This is a genomic window from Cohnella zeiphila (assembly GCF_014212055.1).
In the GTDB taxonomy this organism is placed as follows: domain Bacteria; phylum Bacillota; class Bacilli; order Paenibacillales; family Paenibacillaceae; genus Cohnella; species Cohnella zeiphila.
In genome coordinates this window covers 56,356-77,375 of sequence record NZ_JACJVO010000010.1, presented here as the reverse complement: position 1 = coordinate 77,375, position 21,020 = coordinate 56,356, and the positions used below count along the sequence as shown (strand labels likewise).

The 21,020-nt window shown below is 55.8% G+C and carries 14 protein-coding genes; 13 read left to right on the top strand and 1 reads right to left on the bottom strand.

The features are described 5' to 3' along the window. Window positions 1-75 precede the first annotated feature (75 nt). From H7C18_RS10040 to H7C18_RS10015, 6 genes are all read left to right on the top strand, one after another. On the top strand, window positions 76-1,851 hold the full coding sequence (locus H7C18_RS10040) for a cache domain-containing sensor histidine kinase (RefSeq protein WP_185128921.1): 1,776 nt from the start codon (window positions 76-78) through the stop codon (window positions 1,849-1,851). A 3-nt stretch (window positions 1,852-1,854) separates the two neighbouring features. After that, window positions 1,855-3,387, top strand: coding sequence for a response regulator transcription factor (locus H7C18_RS10035; protein WP_185128920.1), 1,533 nt, complete (start codon window positions 1,855-1,857; stop codon window positions 3,385-3,387). A 116-nt stretch (window positions 3,388-3,503) separates the two neighbouring features. Continuing rightward, window positions 3,504-4,478, top strand: coding sequence for an ABC transporter permease (locus H7C18_RS10030; protein WP_185128919.1), 975 nt, complete (start codon window positions 3,504-3,506; stop codon window positions 4,476-4,478). Window positions 4,479-4,490: 12 nt separating this feature from the next. After that, window positions 4,491-5,390 carry an ABC transporter permease subunit gene (locus tag H7C18_RS10025; RefSeq protein ID WP_185128918.1) on the top strand — a complete coding sequence of 300 codons (900 nt, stop codon included), beginning with the start codon at window positions 4,491-4,493 and terminating at the stop codon, window positions 5,388-5,390. Between the two features lie 87 nt (window positions 5,391-5,477). Beyond that, window positions 5,478-7,244 (top strand): ABC transporter substrate-binding protein, encoded by a 1,767-nt coding sequence (locus H7C18_RS10020; protein WP_185128917.1) that lies wholly within the window; start codon window positions 5,478-5,480, stop codon window positions 7,242-7,244. Between the two features lie 497 nt (window positions 7,245-7,741). Next, complete coding sequence (locus H7C18_RS10015) at window positions 7,742-9,496, top strand: ABC transporter substrate-binding protein (RefSeq protein ID WP_185128916.1); 1,755 nt, start codon at window positions 7,742-7,744, stop codon at window positions 9,494-9,496. Between the two features lie 200 nt (window positions 9,497-9,696). On the opposite strand, the gene H7C18_RS10010 is transcribed toward H7C18_RS10015, so the two are convergent. After that, a complete protein-coding gene (locus tag H7C18_RS10010) occupies window positions 9,697-10,554 on the bottom strand; it encodes an AraC family transcriptional regulator (RefSeq protein WP_185128915.1) in 858 nt (285 codons plus the stop codon). Between the two features lie 134 nt (window positions 10,555-10,688). Between H7C18_RS10010 and H7C18_RS10005 the strand changes: the two genes are divergently transcribed. The 7 genes from H7C18_RS10005 (at window position 10,689) to H7C18_RS09975 (ending at window position 20,788) form a co-directional block, all read left to right on the top strand. Further along, a complete protein-coding gene (locus H7C18_RS10005) occupies window positions 10,689-12,203 on the top strand; it encodes a glycoside hydrolase family 43 protein (RefSeq protein WP_185128914.1) in 1,515 nt (504 codons plus the stop codon). Window positions 12,204-12,398: 195 nt separating this feature from the next. Then, complete coding sequence (locus tag H7C18_RS10000) at window positions 12,399-14,189, top strand: cache domain-containing sensor histidine kinase (RefSeq protein WP_185128913.1); 1,791 nt, start codon at window positions 12,399-12,401, stop codon at window positions 14,187-14,189. After that, window positions 14,161-15,780: a response regulator gene (locus H7C18_RS09995; protein ID WP_185128912.1), complete on the top strand. Its 1,620-nt coding sequence runs from the start codon at window positions 14,161-14,163 to the stop codon at window positions 15,778-15,780. Before H7C18_RS10000 ends, H7C18_RS09995 begins: the two co-directional genes overlap by 29 nt. A gap of 116 nt (window positions 15,781-15,896) precedes the next feature. Next, window positions 15,897-17,492, top strand: a complete 1,596-nt coding sequence (locus H7C18_RS09990) for an extracellular solute-binding protein (protein WP_185128911.1) — start codon at window positions 15,897-15,899, stop codon at window positions 17,490-17,492. Window positions 17,493-17,513: 21 nt separating this feature from the next. After that, entirely contained in the window at window positions 17,514-18,422 is a 909-nt protein-coding gene (locus tag H7C18_RS09985) for an ABC transporter permease (protein ID WP_185128910.1), read from the top strand. A 10-nt stretch (window positions 18,423-18,432) separates the two neighbouring features. Then, the gene (locus H7C18_RS09980; protein WP_185128909.1) at window positions 18,433-19,305 is read left to right on the top strand and encodes a carbohydrate ABC transporter permease; all 873 of its coding nucleotides are present in this window, start codon (window positions 18,433-18,435) and stop codon (window positions 19,303-19,305) included. A 16-nt stretch (window positions 19,306-19,321) separates the two neighbouring features. Beyond that, window positions 19,322-20,788: a sulfatase-like hydrolase/transferase gene (locus tag H7C18_RS09975; RefSeq protein ID WP_185128908.1), complete on the top strand. Its 1,467-nt coding sequence runs from the start codon at window positions 19,322-19,324 to the stop codon at window positions 20,786-20,788. Window positions 20,789-21,020: the final 232 nt, after the last annotated feature.

The window sequence follows — 21,020 nt, the reverse complement described above, 5'->3', positions numbered from 1 at the left end:
CCGATTGGCCACAATAAGGCATGGCAAAAGAGAAAGAAGGCTGCCTTCCGAACGAGGAGGAGCGACGATGGGGGAATGCGTTTGCGGCGGCTGATCTTACGGTTCAACGACATGAAACTGCGCAATAAGATCGTCCTCGCCTACATCCTGTTCCTGATGCTTCCGATCGTCCTCGTCGGACTGGGCGTCGTTCGACAGTATCGGGAATCGGCGCTGGACAAGGCGATCGAGCAGACGGAGAACTCCGTCGCGAGGGTCGAATCCCGGACGGAAGAGACTTTGTCGGTCGCCAGCGATCTGTCGGCGCGGCTTAAGCTGAACAAGGACATGGAGAAAATCGCGACGACGCGGTTCGAATCGGTTAGCGATATTGTAGACGCTTACAGCGGTTTTGATATTTTTGAAACGTATCTTACGTTCAATCCGGAAATCTCGTGGATCAAGCTGTACGCGGCCAATCCGACGCTGATCGACAATTGGGAATTTATACCAACTTCCCCGGATGTTGAGAATTCCTTCTGGTACCAGGCGGCGCTGAAGCACCCCGGCCTGCTCGGGTGGTACGATTTTCCGGCCGAGTCCCGCAAAGCGAACAGCAATTTGAGCCTGGTCAGCAGCGTTTATTTTCAGGAGAGCCACAAGTTCGGGGTGCTGGCCCTCGACATCAATACGAACTACCTGAACACGATGCTCGAGCAGGAAGATTCGGAGACGGTGCTGCTCGACGGCAGGGGAGTCGTCGTCGCCTCGAACAGCCCGGACTTCGTGGGCAAGGAGCTGAGCAAGACCCGCCTGGGACCGACGCTTGCGGAGGACGGCCCGGGCACGTACGAGATGACGGTGGACGGCGTTCTGTCCAAGGTCGTCATCGACGAGTTCCTTCCGGAGAACAGCTTTACGAAGCTCAAGATCATCTCGATCTTCTCGGTCGGCAGCATCGTCAAGGAGGCGAACCGGATCAATACGGTCGGGATGGAAGTCATCGCGCTGTTCGCGGTGCTGTCCGTTCTGATCATCTATCTGATCTGTTCGCTGGTAACGAACCGGCTGCGGAGGTTCAGCCGTCAGATCAGCAAAGTGTCGATCGGCAACTTCGACGCGGAGCTCACGGTGGAGGGCAAGGACGAGATCGGGCAGATCTCCCGCCAATTCAACCAGATGGTCGCGAATATCAAAGACTTGATGGAAGAGCTGAAGGTCTCCCATAAGCACTCCAGCGAGCTGGAACGCAAGCAAAGCGAGATCAAGCTGAAGATGCTCGCGAACCAGATCAACCCGCATTTTCTATACAACGCGCTCGAGTCCATTCGCATGAAGGCGCATATCCGGGGCGAGAAGGACATCTCGCGGACGGTCAAGCTGCTGGGCAAGCTGCTTCGCAAAAATCTGGACTTGACCGGCGGGAAGATCAGCCTGGGCGAAGAGATCGACATGGTCGAATGCTACCTCGAGATCCAGAAGTTCCGGCATGAAGAGCGGCTTCGCTACAAGATCGAGATCGAGCCCGGAGCGGAGCAGGCCAGGCTGCTCCCGCTGCTGATCCAGCCGCTCGTGGAAAATTCCGTTATTCACGGGCTGGAGGCGAATATAGACGGCGGCGAGGTCAAGGTGGTCGCGGAGCTTAGGCGGGGCGGCCTGGAGGTGACCGTATCGGACGACGGCGTCGGTATTCCGGCCGGGAAGCTGAAGGCGATCCGCCGGTCGCTCATGGAACAGGAGTCGTCGCGGATCGGCCTGCATAACGTTCAGCAGCGGCTGCTGCTCACCTACGGTCCGAATTCGGGCCTTCGCATCGAGAGCGAACCACATTCTGGAACCCGGATTTCCTTCTGGATTCCGTTGGAGGAATGACAGATGTACAAGGTGCTGATTGTAGACGACGAGCCTCTGATCCGCGAAGGATTGCGAACGATCGTGGAATGGGAGGAGAACGGCTTTGCGGTCGTCGGGGTCGCCGCCGACGGGAGGGACGCGCTCGCGAAGGCGGCCGACCTGGAGCCGGATCTGATGGTTGTCGATATTCGCATGCCGGGTATGAGCGGTCTCGATCTCATGGGGGCGATTCGGGAAAAGTTCGCTTCGGCTCCGAGATTTCTCGTTCTGAGCGGCCATGCCGACTTCGAATACGCCCGCCAGGCGATGGCTATGCAGGCGGACGGCTATATCCTGAAGCCGGTGGAAGAGGACGAGCTGATCTCCGCCCTCGTTCGCATCAAGCGGACGCTGGACGAGCAAAGAGCGGGGGATGTCCGGCCGCCGGTCCACGATTGGGGGCGGGAGCGTACGGCGATCAGTCTGCTGACCGGCGAGGGAGATCGTCCGCCGAAGGAAGCGATGGAAGCGTTTCGGTTCGGCGAGCCGCCTTACGAAGCGGTGCTGATCCGGCTGCAGAGCCGGGGAGAGATCGACTCGGCGACCTATACGCTGATCCGCAACCGCTTGTCGGATTCCTTCGAGGCATCGGACAAGGGCATTGTTTTCTCCCTTGATCCGTATGTCGGCCTCGTCCTTGCGGGCGGCGACGCCGGGCTGGAGGCGGCTTATCGCGAGATCCGGCGGGCGTGCGCGGAGGCGGAGGTCGACTTTGCCGCGGTGGCCGGCGGCGCCGTGGCTCGTCCGGAGGAGCTGAACCGATCGTTCCGGTCGGCCCGGGATGCGATGAAGAACCGCTTCCTGATGGACGGGGATCGCCTTTACCGGGCCTCCGAAGCGGAGGCGTTGGCGCCCGGCGCCGGGCAAGCCGCCGCCCCGAGCTCCGACGACGCGGCTTCGGGCGAGAAGCTTCTGCTGGCGCTGGATATCGGCAGCGGGGAGGCGGCTGCCGCATGGGTCCGCGAGACCGGCGAAGCCATGCGGGCGTCGGGAAGGAGCGAGCAGGAGATCAAAGCCGGCTTCGCGCGGTCGTTCACCCAGGCGCTGGCCAAGCTGGAGCAGAGCCGTCCGGACGTTCGCGAGCGGAGCCGGGCGTTCGCCGCCGAAGTGCCGAAGCTGTATGAAGAGTATCGCTTCTCCGGGCTGCTCTCCCGGCTGACGCAGCTGGCGGGCGAGATGGCGGACGCCTTCCGCAGCTACGACGGCGACAAGCAGGTACGGAAGATGATCGAACTCATTCGCCGCAATTACGCGGAAAACCTCAAACTGGAGTCGCTGGCGGAACTTTTCGGCTATAACAGTTCATACCTGGGCAAGTTGTTTAAGAACACGACAGGCGAGCCTTTCAACACCTATTTGGACAAGGTTCGGATCGAGCGGGCCAAGGAACTGCTGGAGCAGGGAATGAAAGTGTACCAGGTCGCCGAGCGCGTCGGCTACTCGAACGTCGATTATTTCCACGTCAAATTCCGCAAGTACGTCGGGGACTCCCCCTCCTCTTATCGCAAAAAATAAGGGGAGTCCCTCCTCTTCCACCTCTAATTTTTGCATGGTTTTTACTTCAAAAAATCGCGTATTTTCCGTTCTTTCGGTAAGCTATGCTATTTGTATAGCGAAGGGGGAACGACATAATGGATTCGCAACCAGCCTTTCCGTCGACTGGCCGTGTAAGCGCAACCGGCGCTTCCGCAAGAAAGAAGAACCGATTCTGGTCCGACATCTTGCGACAAAAATATTTGTACTTAATGTCTTTGCCCTTTGTAATCTGGCTGTTTATTTTCAATTACGTGCCGATCTGGGGCTGGACGATGGCGTTCCAGAACTACAAGCCGGCCAAATCCTTCAGCGAGCAGAAATGGGTAGGGTTCGACCAGTTCAAGACGCTGTTCCACGATGATCAGTTCTATCGAGTGCTTCGCAACACGCTGGCGATGAGCGGCCTGTCGCTGGTCGCGGGGTTCATTTTCCCGATCCTGTTCGCGGTCCTGCTTAACGAAGTGAAGAGCATGCCGTTCAAGCGAATCACCCAGACGATCTCTTACCTGCCCCACTTCGTCTCTTGGGTCGTCGTTGCCGGCATCGTGACGAGCATGCTTTCCCTGGACGGAGTCGTCAACCACCTGCTCACATGGCTGCATATCTCCGACGAACCGATCCAGTTCATGGCCAAGCCGCACTGGTTCTGGGGAATCGTCACCGGCTCCGATATTTGGAAGGAGACCGGATGGAACGCGATCATCTATCTGGCGGCCATTACCGGCATCGACAAGGAGCTGTACGAAGCGGCCCGCGTCGACGGAGCCGGACGCTTCCGGCAGATCTGGAACATTACGCTTCCGGGCATTCGCTCCACGATCATGGTGCTGTTCATCATGTCCATCGGCCATCTGCTCAGCATCGGATACGAGAAGCAGATGCTGCTCGGGAACAACCTGGTGTCCGACTATTCGCAAGTGCTCGACCTGTACGCGCTCAATTACGGAATTAAGATCGCGCACTTCTCTTACGGTACCGCCATCAGCATGTTCAACTCGGTCGTCAGCGTCATTCTGTTGTTTGCCGCGAACGGCCTGTTCAAAAAATTCGCGAAAGAAAGCATCATGTAAGGGGGCGGGCCTGTGTCAACCAAAGCTTTCAACCTGACCCGAGGGGAAAGAACGTTCAACGTCATCAATTACGTCGTGCTTACGGTCATCGTCGCCGCCACGCTGTACCCGTTCTTGAACGTGCTGGCGATCTCCTTGAACGATTCCGCCGACACCGTGCGCGGGGGGATCTATCTGTGGCCGAGGCAGTTCACGCTGAAAAACTACGAAACGATCTTCGGCTATACGACGCTGGTACAAGGCTTCAAAATATCCGTTCTGCGGACGGTGATCGGCACGCTGCTCGGTTTGCTGAGCGCTTCGATGCTGGCCTACACGCTGAGCCGGCCCGATTTCAGAAGCCGCAAGTTCGTCTCTACGTTCCTTGCGCTCACGATGTACTTTTCCGGAGGAATGGTGCCGGTGTACATCCTGATGCGCGACCTTCACATGATCGGGACGTTCGGCATCTACGTGCTTCCGGGCATAGTCAGCGCCTTTAACGTGTTCGTCATTCGTTCTTTCATCGACGGCTTGCCGTACGCCCTTCAGGAATCGGCCAAGCTGGACGGAGCGAACGACTTTCAGATTTATTACAAGGTCATTCTTCCGCTCTGCAAGCCGGTGCTGGCGACGATCGCTCTCTTTCTGGCGGTCGGACAATGGAACTCCTGGTTCGATACGTATTTGTACAACGGCAACAAGCCGTCTCTCACCACGCTGCAGTACGAATTGATGAAAATTCTGGACAGCACGCAGCAAGGCAGCGCCATGAGCAACTCCAACGATCTGGCGAAGCTGATGCAGCAAGTGTCGCCGGAATCGATCAAGATGGCGATTACGATCGTCGTCACCGTGCCGATCCTCGTCGTCTATCCGTTCCTTCAACGGTATTTCGTCGGCGGCATGACGCTGGGCGCGGTAAAGGCATAACCGTTCTTCGCTTCCATATTTTATCGGTACATCCGGGCTTGAAGCCTGTGTACAATATAAGCTTGATACGATTAAGGGGGAAGTTCAATGAAGTGGAACAGCACGAAATCGCTCTCATCGCTCTCGTTGCTAACGCTTTCGGGCGCATTGCTGCTTAGCGGTTGCGGACAGAACAACAACGGCGATTCGGCAAGCAATTCCGGCAGCTCTGCGTCCGCCAGCCCGAGCGGCAGCGGCAGCGCCTCCGCATCGTCCGATGCCGGCGCGCAAATGGATACGACGCCGATCACGTTCTCCTTCTTCGGCGCGGACGCAAGCCCGAACTGGAATAACATGCAGGATGACGTCGGCAAGGCTATTACCGCGAAGACGGGCGTTACGATCAATGCCGAATACGACGTCGCCAGCGGCGGCGGCCAGAGCAAAATCGCCCTGATGGCCGCGAGCGGTCAATATCCGGACATCATCTTCGCCAAGGGCGAGCTGGGCAAGCTGGTCGACGCGGGCGCCATTATCGATTTGACCGACCTGATCGACAAATACGCTCCGCACATCAAGGCCATGATGAAGGATAACATGAATCGCCTGAAGTACAGCAACGACGATCAGTCGATTTACGCCATTCCGACGAACGGGGGCGTGAACAACCAATATTTCGACGCCACCGGCGGCTTTGAGGTTCAGCTCCGCGTGCTGAAGGAACTGGGTTACCCGCAGATCAAAACCGTTCAGGATTATGAAAACGTTCTGAAGGAGTACGTGGCGAAGCATCCGACGACGGACGGACAGCCGACGATTCCGCTGCTGCTGAACGGCGATGGTTGGAAGCGCATGATTACGATCACGAACCCGGGATTCATTGCAACGGGCGCGCCGGACGACGGCGAATATTATGTCGATCCGACGACGTACAAGGCTGAACTGCACTACAAGCGTCCGGAAGAAAAAGACTACTTCAAATGGCTGAACCATATGTACAACGAAGGCCTGCTCGACAAGGACACCTTCGTCGAGAAGGACGACCAGTATCAAGCGAAGATCGCGAGCGGCCGAGTATTGGGCCTGATCTCGCAGGAGTGGGAGTACGGCAATGCGGAGAACTCGCTGAAGTCCGCGGGCAAAAACGATGAAACGTACGGCCACTTCCCGGTAACGTTGAATGATCAGTACCAAGATCACGAGCTGCAATCCGTCGGCGTCGACTTCTCCGGCATCAGCATCACGACGGCGTGCAAGGATCCGGTTCGGGCGATCCAGTTCCTGGATTGGCTCGCTTCCGACGAAGGCCAAGTGCTCGTCAACTGGGGCGTGGAAGGCAAGCAATACAATATCGTGAACGGCCAGCGCGTCATCCCGGCCGATGTCCAGAATGCGAAAGTCAACGACAACTCCAACTTCGCCAAGACGACCGGCGTCGGCCTGTACACGACGTTCGCTCCGCATTACGGCGACGGCGTCAAGGATTCGACGGGCAACTACTACACGACGAACTTCCCGGATCAAATCGTTGCCAGCTATTCCGACGCCGAGAAGGAAGCGCTGAAGGGCTACAACGCGACGACCTGGAAGGACTTGTTCCCGAGCGAGAAAGATCTGCCGGTCAAAGAATGGGGAGCGCTGTATAACATGCAGGTGCCGACGGACGGCGACTACGCGGTCATCTACCAGAAGACGCAAGAAATCGTCGACAAGAGCATTCCGAAGGTCATTCTGGCGAAGCCGGAAGACTTCGACAAGACATACGACCAGTTCATCTCCGACCTGAACAAGGCGGGCGCGGAGAAGATGGAAGCTACGTATACGGACCTCGTCAAGAGCAGAGTCAAGCTGTTTACCGGCAAGGACGTTCAGTAACGGCATGTACGCAGAACCGCCCACGGGGAGACGGAAACGTCCCCATGGGCGGTTTTTATCTATCCTAAAAGAAAGTAGAACGAATAGGAATTTCTCCTCCTAAATATGCGAAAACTTCGGGAAGAAGAGGATGAACAGGAAAACCTCCCGTTATTTCATGCCAAACTCCCCAGAAGGAGCCGACGAGCCATGATTAGCGGGAGGTTTTCCCTTTGATTCTGTCCATTCATGATATTTGGAAAAAATAGCAGGAGATTTTCCCTTTATGATTTCTACGATACAGCCTTTATCAGAATTGCTCCTCGTACAAGGACGTCGTAAAGCGTTTTTCTTATGCGATGGGCCGGCTCCCAATCGAATGACTATATCATGCTAGTTTATGACTTGAAAATCAAGGTTTGGCGACGAGCGCTAAGCCTATAATCAGAAAGAAGGGAGGAATCCCGGACAGGGACTCCCGATTCTCGCATGGCTGATTATGTTAAGGGGGAAATTCAATGAAGTGGAACGGCACGAAATCGCTCTCATTGCTGACGCTTACGGGCGTATTGCTGCTTAGCGGTTGCGGACAGAACAACAACGACGATTCCGCGGGCAATTCCGGCGATGCCGCCGCGACCGGCAGCGCGTCTGCCAGCGGCAGCGCTGCCGCATCGTCCGATGCCGGCGCGCAAACGGATACGACGCCGATCGCGTTCTCTTTCTTCGGCGCGGACGCAAGCCCGAACTGGAACAACATGCAGGACGATGTGGGCAAGGCCATTACCGCGAAGACGGGCGTTACGATCAACGCCGAATTCGACGTTGCCAGCGGCGGAGGCCAGAGCAAAATCGCCCTGATGGCCGCCAGCGGGCAATATCCGGACATCATCTTCGCCAAGGGCGAGCTTGGCAAGCTGGTCGACGCCGGCGCCATTATCGACTTGACCGACTTGATCGATAAGTACGCCCCGCACATCAAGGCGATCATGAAGGGCAGCGAGAACCGCATGAAATACAGCAATGACGACCAGTCGATCTATGCGATTCCGACGAACGGGGGCGTGGGCAACCAATACTTCGACGCCACCGGCGGCTTCGAGGTTCAGCTTCGCGTGCTGAAGGAGCTCGGCTATCCGCAGATCAAGACGACGCAGGATTTTGAGAACGTGCTGAAGGAGTATGTGGCGAAGCATCCGACGACGGACGGACAGCCGACGATTCCGCTGCTGCTGAACGGCGACGGATGGAAGAGGATGATTACGATCACCGACCCGTCCGTCAATGCGACGGGGGCTCCCGGAGACGGCGAATACTACGTCGATCCGACGACGTACCAGGCCGAGCTGCACTACAAACGCCCGGAGGAGCGGGACTACTTCAAATGGCTGAACCATATGTACAACGAGGGCCTGCTCGACAAGGACACCTTCGTGGAGAAGGACGACCAGTATCAAGCGAAGATCGCGAGCGGCCGCGTACTGGGCCTGATCTCGCAGGAGTGGGAATACGGCAATGCGGAGAACTCGCTGAAGTCCGCGGGCAAAAACGATGAAACGTACGGCCACTTCCCGGTTACGGTGAACGATCAATACCAGGAGCACGAGCTGCAGCCCTTCGGCGTCGACTTCTACGGCATCAGCATCACGAAGGCTTGCAAGGATCCGGTTCGCGCCATTCAGTTCCTGGATTGGATCGCTTCCGACGAAGGCCAAGTGCTCGTCAACTGGGGCGTGGAAGGCAAGCAATACAATATCGAGAACGGCAAGCGCGTCATTCCGGACGATGTCCTGAATGCCAAGGTGAACGACAGCGCCAACTTCGCCAAGACGACCGGCATCGGCCTGTACACGGCGTTCGCTCCGCATTACGGCGACGGCGTCAAGGATTCGACGGGCAACTACTACACGACGAACTTCCCGGAACAGATCCAGGCGAGCTATTCCGACGCCGAGAAGGAAGCGCTGAAGGGCTACAACGTGACGACCTGGAAGGACCTGTGGCCGCAAGACCTTCCGGTCAAGGAATGGGGCGCGCTGTATAACATGCAGGTGCCGACGGACGGCGACTACGCGGTCATCTACCAGAAAACGCAGGACATCGTCGACAAGAGCATTCCGAAGGTGATCCTGGCGAAGCCGGAAGACTTCGACAAGACGTACGACCAGTTCATCTCCGACCTGAACAAGGCCGGCGCGGAGAAGATGGAAGCTACGTATACGGACCTCGTCAAGAACAGAGTCGAGCTGTTTACCGGCAAGGATATTAAGTAACGGCAAGCCTGCAGAACCGCCTATCGGAGGACGGAAACGTCTCCCCATGGGCGGTTTTTTATCGGGGGCTCCCCCAAAAGGATTCGGAATTCGCTACGGAGCTTAGCGTCACTTTTGGGGGTTCATACCGGGGGCTCCCCCAAAAGGATTCGGAATTTGCTACGGAGCATAGCGTCACTTTTGGGGTTCATATTGGGGGATTAGTGCCGCCTATAAGCCTTCGGGGACATCCCCAGAACCTTCGTGAACTGGCGGGTGAAATAATTGCTGTCGTTAAACCCGCACTCGTAGGAAATCTCCGTAATGGGAAGGCTGGTCGTCTTGAGCAGCATGCACGCACGTTCCAGGCGCAGCTTCAGAAGATACGAGAAGGGGGTCGTCTGGTAATAGGACTGGAAGATCCGGTTCAGATGCCTTACCGAAATGCCCGATTTGGATGCGATATCCTCAAGAGTAAGCGATTCCAAAAAGTGGGCTTCGATAAAGGAGATCGCATTTGCCAAGTGCATCAGATTGCTTTGAACGCCGGTCTCTTCCTTCTCGTATTGCCTGGACAAGAAAACGACGAGTTCCATAAACCGCGCCCGGAGCATCGTCTGGTAGCCCTGAAGCTTGCTCTCATACTCTTCCATCATGAAGGAGATCATGGACGAGACGTGTTCCAGGCTTGCAATCGACAGGTTCATCTTGCTCTCGTAATGCTGAATGTTCCGATAATACGGCTCCAACAGGAACAGAGCCTGAAATCCCTTGGACGCCCTCAAGTCGGACCCGGCCGCTTTCAGCATCTCGGGCCGAAACATGATGTTGCAAATTTTAAAGTCGTGGGGGTCCTTATACGCATGAGCGGTCACGCCGTCGATGACGAATACGTTCCCCTTTTTGATGAAGGATGCCTCCGAATTGACGATGTGCGTAGCGTTGCCGCTCAGCACGATGACGAGTTCGGAGAAATCCAAATGCCTGTGCAGGTCCATGTCTTCGTCATGTCCGCCATATTGAATGAAGAACGGGAATTGTTCGTCGGACGTAAACCAATTCAAGTGCACGGTAAGCATACGAACGCCCCCTTCCCAAGCTCGCGGCCGGATGACTATATCATGCTATTTCATGACTCGAAAATCAAGGTTTGACGAAGAACGCATCCCCTATAATACTAGCCGAGACTATAACAAATAGGAGAAGTGCATCCATGCCGTACACGAACCCGATCATTCCCGGCTTTCATCCCGACCCGAGCATCTGCCGAGTCGGGGAAGACTACTACCTGGTGACAAGCTCGTTCGAATATTTTCCGGGAGTGCCTATTTTTCATAGCAAGGACCTCGTGAATTGGCGTCAGATCGGACATTGTCTGAATACGGAGGAACAGCTGCCGCTGGCTCACGCGGGAAGCTCGGGAGGGATCTACGCCCCGACGATTCGCTATCACGACGGCTGGTTCTATATGGCGACCACGAACGTAAGCGGGGTCGGCAATTTCTATGTCCGGAGCAACCAGCCCGCCGGCCCCTGGTCCGATCCGATTCCCGTTGCGCAGCAAGGCATCGATCCGTCGCTTTTGTTCGACGAGGACGGCCGCGTATACTTTCAATCCACTTGTTCCGGCCATGAGGGCGAGGGGATTTATCAATGCGAGATCGATATTTCGACCGGAAGCCTGCTGACGGAGAGCCGTCTGATCTGGAGGGGAACGGGCGGAGCTTATCCGGAAGCGCCTCATCTCTACAAAATCAACGGACTTTATTATTTGATGATCGCCGAGGGCGGGACGGAATACGGCCATATGGTGACGATAGCAAGAAGCGGCGATCCCTATGGTCCATACGATCCATGCCCGCATAATCCGATTTTGTCTCACAGAAGCTTGAAAAGCAGCATCCACGCGACCGGGCATGCGGATCTCGTACAGGCGCACGACGGCAGTTGGTGGGCGGTTTTCCTGGGAATCCGGCCGGTCTCCTATCCGATGAAGCATCATCTGGGCAGGGAGACGTTCCTCGCGCCCGTCTCCTGGTCGGATGACGGGTGGCCGATGATCGGGCATGGCGGACGCGTCGAGTCCGTCATGGATTCTCCGCCGTTCGCCGAAGTCCGGTGGCCGCTGAAGGCCGATCGGGATGATTTTGACGATCCGACGCTGGGCCTCGATTGGACCTTCCTGCGGAATCCAGCTCCCGGAAGCTGGTCGCTGAGCGAACGTCCGGGGCATCTCGTGCTGCGCGGAACGAAAACCTCGCTCGACGACGCCGGAGCCCCGGCCTTTGTGGGCCGCCGTCTCGCTCACTTCTCGTGCAGCATGGCGGCCGCCCTCGATTTCGAACCGGCCGAGGAAGGAGAGGAAGCCGGGCTTACCGTGTTTATGAACGAAAGGCATCATTACGACCTGGCCGTAAGGTTCCGGGAAGGACGCAAAGCGATCGTCTTTCGGCGAACCGTCGGATCGCTCCGAACGGAGAGCGCGCAGGAATGCGCGCCGGGCCCGGTCGTCTTGCAAATAGAAGCTCGGCCGGACACGCTTGTTTTTACCGTTCGGCAGGATTCCGCCCCTGATCTGGAAGCGGGCTCGGGGGAAACGCATCTGCTCTCCACGGAGGTGGCGGGCGGATTTACGGGGGTATTCGCCGCGATGTATGCCGTCAGCGAGACGGGCGAGCGTACGCCGGCTTGCTTCGATTGGTTCGATTATGTGCCGAATCGCGCCTAAAAGCGGTGTGAGGTCGGCAGATACGGTCTCGTCGTCCGTTCGGACGGCGAGGCCGTTTTTTTGTCGCGGCCGGCGGCGTCCTTCAAGTCTGCATTGATCCGAAGGTTTATTGAATGCTAATATTTGAATTAGAATTTTTTGGGGATACCCGGCTACCAGCGTTTGCGTGCATGAGCGGCGGAGGGCTGACTGGACATGAATACTGCGTTCTTTAATTATCTGTTTTCCGCAAGAACGAGCATTCAGGCGAAAATATTCATTTCGTTCGGTACGGTTTTTTGCCTGTCGATTTTGCTGGTTTCGTTCAGCGCGTATTATAATTCCTCTTCGACGATCAAAAGAACGACGATCGACAATTTCACGGCAAGCATTCGGCATGCGGAGGAGAATTTGCGCATCATGCTGGATGACATCGACAATATGACGACCGTGATTACGACAAGCAAGGAGTACATCACCGATCCCCTTTTAAACGCCCATGATCAGGTCACTTACGAAGGGTTCATGGAAAGCAAGAAAGCCGAGGATTTCCTGTCTTCGCTCATGGCCTATAAATCTTACATTTCGCGAATCGCCGTGCTCGGTACGAACGGTAAGGTGTTCCGAACCGGCGGTTCGCTGCTTTCCCGCTCTGTCATACGGGAGCGCTGGGCGCAAGAGCTTCTCGCTTCTCCCCGCAAACAGATCCTGTACAACGCCACCGATGAGGGAACCGTTACCGTGGGGCGTCCGATTTACGTGGCCGGCGAACCTCTTGGCGTCGCTCTGATCGATTTTAATTCAGCCATCCTGAACAAGGTGTTCGATATTCAGCCGTCCACCGACATGCTGATCCTCGTCGTCGATCCGTCGGGCGAGCTTGTCTACCGTTCTTCCGAACAAGTCGTCGCGACCAATATTATCTTCACCCCTTATGCCGATGTGTACAAGAAGCTGCAGGCAGCCGGGTCCGACCATACGTACCGGGTCGGGAATCGAACGTATTTCGCCATGCACGTTACCTCTTCCTATACAGGCTGGACGACCATCGGGCTGATCCCCGAGAACGTGCTCATGCGAGAAGCGTACGTCATTCGCAATCAAATTTTCGGCATCGCATTCCTCGTGCTGGTTGCGGTTCTTGTCGTATCCATCATCGTATCGAATCAAATTACCAAGAATTTAAAGCGTCTTCATAAGTCCATGCGTCTCATTCGAGCCGGCCTCCTGACCGCCAAGCCGGAAGTGAATTCCAAGGATGAAGTGGGTCAGCTCAGCGAAGTGTTTACCTCGATGATGAGCGAAGTCCGAGGCTTGCTTGACGACATCAAGCGGAGGGAGAAGCAGAAGCGGGAAACGGAATTCAAGGCGCTTCAGTCGCAAATCAACCCGCATTTTCTATCCAATACCCTCAACACGATCTCGTATTTGGCTCGGCTGCAGCATGTCCCCAACATTGAAGAAGTGACCAATTCCTTGATCGATCTTCTGCGCATTGCCATTCGGAGAGAGGAGTACATTACGATTCGGGAAGAGCTGAATTATGCGAATCGATATTTGGACATCCAGAAGTATCGCTACCTGGAAAAGCTGCGCGTCGTTTACGACGTGGAGGACGGGAGCTACGATTGCTACACTCCCAAGCTCATTCTGCAGCCGATCGTAGAAAATGCGCTGGACCACGGGTTATCCGGCAAAAAAAGCGGCGGGCTGATCACGGTCCGCATCTATCGAATGGGAGAACACATGATCTTCGAAGTTACCGACAACGGTATGGGCATGAGTCCGGAGCAGGTCGAAGCCCTGCGGCAAAGGGCCCCGACAGGGAAAGAGGGGTCGACCGGGATCGGCTATCATAACGTAGACGAACGATTGAAGCTGAGATTCGGCGACTCTTACGGTTTATCCATTTATAGCCGATCCGGGCAATTTACCAAGGTTCTGATTACGATTCCGGTTTTGAGGGAGGCGACGGTTCGTGATATTGAGCGTCTTGATCGTGGATGACGACTTGCTCGCGCGCAATCATTTGCGCTCCTTGATCGATTGGGAACGGCACGGCTTCCGCATCTGCGCGGAAGCCGCGGACGGTGCGGCGGCTCAGGCGGCCATTCGCCAACATCGCCCGGACGTCGTGCTATTGGACGTTCAGATGCCGATGAGGAACGGCGTGGAGGTGGCGAAGTACGCGCGCGAGCATCACGAGGATATTCAAGTCGTCATGCTAAGCAGCTTCGATTCGTATGAATACGTCCGCGAAACGCTGATGAACGGCGCCGTGGATTATTTGCTGAAGCACCGGACGGACGCCGCCGCATTGCTGAACGTGCTGCGCACCATCAAGAACCGGGCCAAGAAGCAGCTCGAACGCAAGGAGAACGACGATCGGACGACGAGAATGTGGACCGCCGTCAGTCCGCTGGTCGCTCAGAGCTACATTCGCGAGACGGTTACGGGCGTCAGCCAATCGGGGCTTCAAGAGCTAAGCCCGCTAAACGAGTTGGAAAGATGGAACAACCTGAAGCTTGTCGTAGCGGAGATCCCCAATTTCGATTTTGTCACGAGCCGCTATACCGATATTCAAAAAAACAAGCTGCTGACGTCCATCTCCGATATCTGCCAACAATCCATCGAGGAATATGCGAAAGGATATGCGGCTTACATCGAGAAGGGACGATTCGTGCTGCTGGTTTCTTTCGAGAAGCACCGAAGCGAAAGCGCCATTTTCCAAGAACTGCAGAGCATGCAGCAGCGGATCGAACAATCGTTGCGGATGTATCTGGGCATTCACGCCGTATCCGCGAGCAGCTCGCTGCCTAACGGAATGAGCCGACTGGCTGACTGTTATCAAGCGATTTGCGGCCGACTCGAGCGGACGCATCGCCCCGGCGAAGCGGCGTCCGGGCTGAAGGCGGATCAGCCGATCGTGACCTTGACGATCCGTCAGGAGAAAGATTTGCTGTCGGCCATCGAGCTTGGCGACGGCGATCAAATAGACGGACAAATCGAGCGCATCTTTGAAGGGTTGAACGCGGCGGACAGCGGCACCGTTCAGTTCGTCATGAGCGAATTGCTCCATGTGGCCGAGAAATTAAGCGGTAAATCCGGACGGGATACGCAGTGGGTGACGGCGGAAATGAAAGAGATGCTGAGCAATTCCCGCTTGGAGCCTCGCGACTTCTGCGAATGGTTCCAATCGTTATTTCAAAGAATCGCCCGTCAAATCCACTCGGACGGTACCGCCAATTCCTATTCGCCGCATGTTCGGGAAGCGATCGGATATATTCATAAGCATTACCGTCAAGCGATTTCCTTGGAAGAAGCGGCAAGCCGCGCCGGTATAACGGCTTCTTATTTAAGCCGCTTGTTTAAAGAGGAGACCGGCATCGCTTTTACGGAATATTTGAACCGTCATCGGATCGAGATCGGCAAGCAGCTGCTGGCGGAAGGGCAGACCAAAGCGAAAACCATCTACGGGAAAATCGGCTTCAACAATTACAGCTATTTTATCAAGGTGTTTAAAGATATCGTCGGCATGCCTCCGCAGAAATATGCCCAAACGACTCGCAATCCGAAAGATCCGACTGCAAAAAAGTGATGTTTTCGTGCAAAAATTCGAAATCGGCTGCCTCCTCGGGATCGGTATACTTGGCTAAGGACGGATGAAAGCGATGGTCATCGGCAGGCAGCCCACAAACACGAGGAGGTCGAAAGATGAAAAGAAAGCGCAAGGGAACGGTCCTGCTGCTCGCAGGGGCTATGGCCGGAGTGCTGACGTTGTCGGCGTGCGCAAAAGAAAGCGCTGACACGAATGGAGGAGCCTCGGCGGAAGGGCAGAACGGCGGGGTCAATACGGCGGGGTTTCCCATCGTGAAAGACCAGGCGTCGTTCACGGTGTTCGGTTGTAAGGACCCGAACCAAGCCGCATGGAAGGACGTTCTGGTGTTTAAAGAGTACGAGAAAAAATCGAACGTCCATATGGATTTCCAGGAAACGCCGTCGCAAGGCTGCGCAGAAAAGAAAAACTTGCTGTTCGCCTCCAACGAGCTGCCCGACCTCTTCTTGCGGGCCCAGCTTACCAACGATGACCTCGCCAAATACGGCATGCAGGAGAAGCAGCTGATTCCGCTCGAAGGGCTGATCGACCAGTACGCGCCGAATCTCAAGAGTCTGTTCGAGCAGTATCCGGACGAGAAGAAAGCGATTACCGCGCCGGACGGGCACATCTATGCGCTCCCGCAGATGCGGGTGCTCGGCTCCGAGCGCTCGGAGAAAATTTGGATCAACAAGGATTGGCTGCAAAAGCTGAATCTGCAGGCCCCGACCAATGTGGAAGAGCTGAAGAAGGTTCTTGTCGCATTCCGGGATCAAGATCCGAACGGCAACGGGAAAAAGGACGAGATTCCGCTCGGTCTCCGGGATATGGGCATGGTATTCTCGGAGTTGACGGGCTCCTGGGGACTGGATCGGCAGCTCGGCTACAACATCAATATCGACAACGATAAGGTCCATATCTGGGTGGCGGACGATCGCTTCAAGGACATGCTGATGTTTCTGAACGAGATGTACAAAGAGAACCTTCTGTGGGCCGATTTCTACAAGGGAGACATTCCGAAGTGGCGCAGCAATTTGTCCCAGGCGAACTTCGGCATGTTCTTCATTCAAGCGTCCGATCCGTTTATCAATGTGGAAAACCAATTTACCGGCATGGCGCCGATTAAAGGTCCTTTTGGCGACCAGAAATTCGTGTCCGCCCAGCCGATCGCTTCCCCGACCGGCACGTTCGCCATTACGAAGGTGAACAAGAATCCGGAAGCGGCCATGCGCTGGGTCGATTATTTCTATGGCGATGAAGGCTCCTTGTTCTTCCGGTTCGGCGTAGAAGGTCAAACGTATGAGATGAAGGACGGCAAGCCGGTCATGAAGGATTCCGTCCTGAACGATTCGCGCGGCGTGATGGCGGCCATGGGGGACATCAACCTGGTGCCGGGCGGCGGGTTCCCTCATCTCGTCACCGAGAAGACCGGAGGCTTGACGAATAACGAGAAGGTCATGGAAGTTTACGGCTATGTCGAGAAATACATTCCTCAGACGATTTACGGCGCGCCGATCTTTGACAAAGCCGCTTCGGAGAAGATCCTCTCTCTCCGGGCGGACATCGACAAGTACGTGAACGAGTCCGTCGCCAAGTTTATTCTCGGCGAATTGAGCTTCGACCGCTGGGACGCTTACGTCAATACGCTGAAGAAGATGCAGCTCGACGAACTGGAGAAAGCGTACCAGCAAGCCTACGATACGATGAAACAATAGACGGGGATCGGAGGGATCCGGATGCAGGGCAAGCTTCTGAGGCGCATGTTGACCAGGTATGATTTATATTTGCTGCTGCTCGTCCCTATGGTTTGGTATATCGTGTTCAAATATTATCCGATGTACGGGCTGCAGATCGCCTTCAAGGATTTTTCCCCTTCCCAAGGGATATGGGACAGCAGCTGGGTGGGGCTTAAGCATTTCGACCGCTTCTTCTCCTCCTATTATTTCTGGCAGCTGCTGTGGAATACGGTTTCGCTCAGCCTCTACTCTTTGATTGTCGGATTTCCGATTCCGATCCTGCTGGCGCTGCTCATCCACGAAACGCCGAGCCGCAAGTTTAAGAAATGGCTGCAAAATGCCACGTATATGCCGCATTTCCTGTCCCTGATCGTCATCATCGGCATGCTGAACATTTTTCTGGACCCGATTACGGGGATGGTCAACCGGGTCCTTGCGGTTTTCGGAATGGATCCCGTCGATTTTATGCGCAAGGCGGAATGGTTCCAGACGATCTTCGTCGGGTCGGGGGTATGGCAGAACATGGGCTGGGGCTCGATTATTTATTTGGCCGCCTTGTCGTCCATCGATCCGACCTTATACGAAGCCGCCAAGATGGACGGCGCCTCGCGGATGCGGAGAATTTGGCACGTCTCCCTTCCGGGCATCCTGCCGACCATCATCATTCTGTTCATCCTGCAGATCGGCAGTTGGATGGATGTCGGCTTCGAGAAGGCGCTGCTCATGCAAAACCCGATCAACGCGGAGAGAAGCGACATCATCGCCACGTTCGTCTACAAGACCGGTATCCAGGAAGGACAGTACAGCTATACGGCCGCGGCCGGCTTGTTCAACTCGGTCGTCGACTTCATTTTGCTTCTGCTCGTGAACGGTTACGCGAGAAGGAAGACGGAATCCAGCTTGTGGTAGGAGGCGGCTTATGCCATCGAGAGCGGCGGATGAAAAGTGGTTCAATTTTCTCATATACGGTATCGCGACGATTACCCTTGTCATCGTCCTGTATCCTCTTGTTTTTGTCTTGAGCGCCTCCTTCAGCAATCCCGAGAAAGTCGCCGACGGAAGCATCTGGCTGCTGCCGCAGGGACTGACGCTTGAGCCGTATCGCAAGGTGTTCGAGAACGAGTCGATCTGGACCGGATATGCCAATACCTTGTTTTATGCAGGGGCGGGAACTCTGGTAAATATCGCGCTGACCGTCATGGCGGCGTATCCGTTGTCCCGCAAAGATTTGCCGGGCAGGCAGATCTTTATGTTCCTTATCACGTTCACGATGTTTTTCAGCGGAGGGCTGATTCCGACTTTTCTGCTTGTGAAAAGTCTCGGAATGATCAACACGGCATGGGCGATGATCGTTCCCGGAGCGATCGCGACTTACAATCTGATCGTCATGCGGACTTTTTTTCAAACCAGCATTCCGGTCGAATTGCAAGAATCGGCGTGGCTGGACGGCTGTTCGAATATCCGCCTTTTGATCCGTATCGTGCTGCCGCTGTCCAAGCCGATCCTTGCGGTCATGGTTTTGTTCTACGGGGTCGGCCATTGGAACGCTTGGTTTAACGCGCTGATTTATTTGAAGGATGAGCATCTGTATCCGCTCCAGTTGGTCCTGCGGGAAATTCTCATCCTGAATCAGTCGGACGATATCGGTGCCGGGATGAGCGAACGGGTGTTGATGTCGGAAAGCATCAAATATTCCGTTATAATAGTCTCGTCCGTTCCGGTGCTGCTGATTTATCCGTTCATTCAAAAGTACTTCGTTCAAGGCGTCATGATCGGTTCCATCAAAGGATAAAGGGGTGTGATACGGCGTGCAGCCGAATATTGTCCTCATTCAAACCGACCAGCAATCCGCCGAGACGCTCGCTTTGTACGGCAACCCGCTCGTGCGTACCCCTCATTTGGATCAGCTGGCGAAGCAAGGCGTGTTGTTCGAGAAAGCGTTCTGCAATTATCCGGCCTGTTCTCCGTCGCGATCGTCGATGATGACCGGAAGGTACGCCTCGACGATCCGCGTCCACGCGAATCATATGCTGATCGATCCGCGCGAGATCTCTTTGCCGCAGGTGCTGCGGGAAGGCGGGTACCAAACGGCGTTAATCGGCAAAAATCACGCTTTTCCGAAAGAGACGCTCCATCAAGTGTTCGATCACGCCGTTCAAGGCGAGCACGGTCACCTCGTGGACGGGCATCGGGACGATCCGGAGGCGAAGGCCGCCCACCAATGGGCGGTGGACCATTGCTGGCGCAGCCCGCTCGGCCATGGGACGAATCCGGCTCCTTATGAGAAATGCGGCACGTACTTGCTCGGACAATCGGCGGCGGATTACATGGAACAGGCAAGGCAGCCCGAGAAACCGTTTTTCATGTGGCTTTCCTTTCCGGACCCCCATACGCCCTATCAGACGCCGGAGCCTTACGCGAGCATGTACAGCCCCGAAGACGTTCCGATGCCGCCGTACGACGACTTGAAGACGAAGCCGGAACGGCAGCGGGTCATGCACGCGATGGATGCCATGGATCGGGCCGACGAGCAGACGATTCGCAGCGTCCGGGCGATCCACTACGGCATGATCTCCTTTATCGACGACGCCATCGGGCGCGTGATGGCCAAGCTGGAGGAACTCGGACTTTCCGACAATACCGTCATTCTCTTCACGTCCGACCATGGCGATTCGATGGGGGCGCACGGCTTGATCCAGAAGCATAATGCCTTTTACGACACGTTCACTCACGTGCCGCTGATCATGGCTTGGCCTGGCAAATCCTTGGCGGGGATTCGCAGCCCCCATCCGATCGAGCTCGTCGACATCATGCCGACGATACTGGACTTGGCCGAATGCCCCATTCCGTACGGCGTGCAGGGCAGAAGCTGCGCTTCTTATTTGCTGGGGCAATCTTACGAGCCGCGCGAGTTTGTCGTCATCGAGAGCGGAGAAGAAGGAGAACCGATCCGCATGGAGGAGATCGGGAAGCGGCCAAGCGATCCGTTCGACGAAAGCTGCTTCGTATGGTGCGCCTACCGCGATGCCTGGTACGGCAAAGGAAAAAGCATCCGCACCGCGGAATGGAAGCTGAATCTGTACACGAACGGCGATGGAGAACTGTATCGCCTTACCGAGGATCCGCACGAATTAACGAACGAGTACGGCAATCCGGAATGGGAGTCCGTCGTCATCGAGCTTGAGCGAAAGCTGTTGCGATGGTCCTTGGCGAACGAGGACCGGCTGCCGGTTAACGACACGGTGAAATTGAATTATCGGCAACAAGCGACGTGATGCGGATCTTCGGGGATAAAGAGAGCAGCTTGCCTGTGGCAGCTGTTCTTTTTTTTGGTAAAACCGAGCGAAACCGGAGGATCCGGGAGGATACGGGACGATCGGGCAGGATCCGGGGAGGATCCGGGGATGAGCTTTTCTGAGGTAACGATATCCAAGGAGATCCCTGCTCCTCCCCTATTACCGCCGTTGCCCCATGAATCGTCCGTTTGTTACGATATACATCATAGAA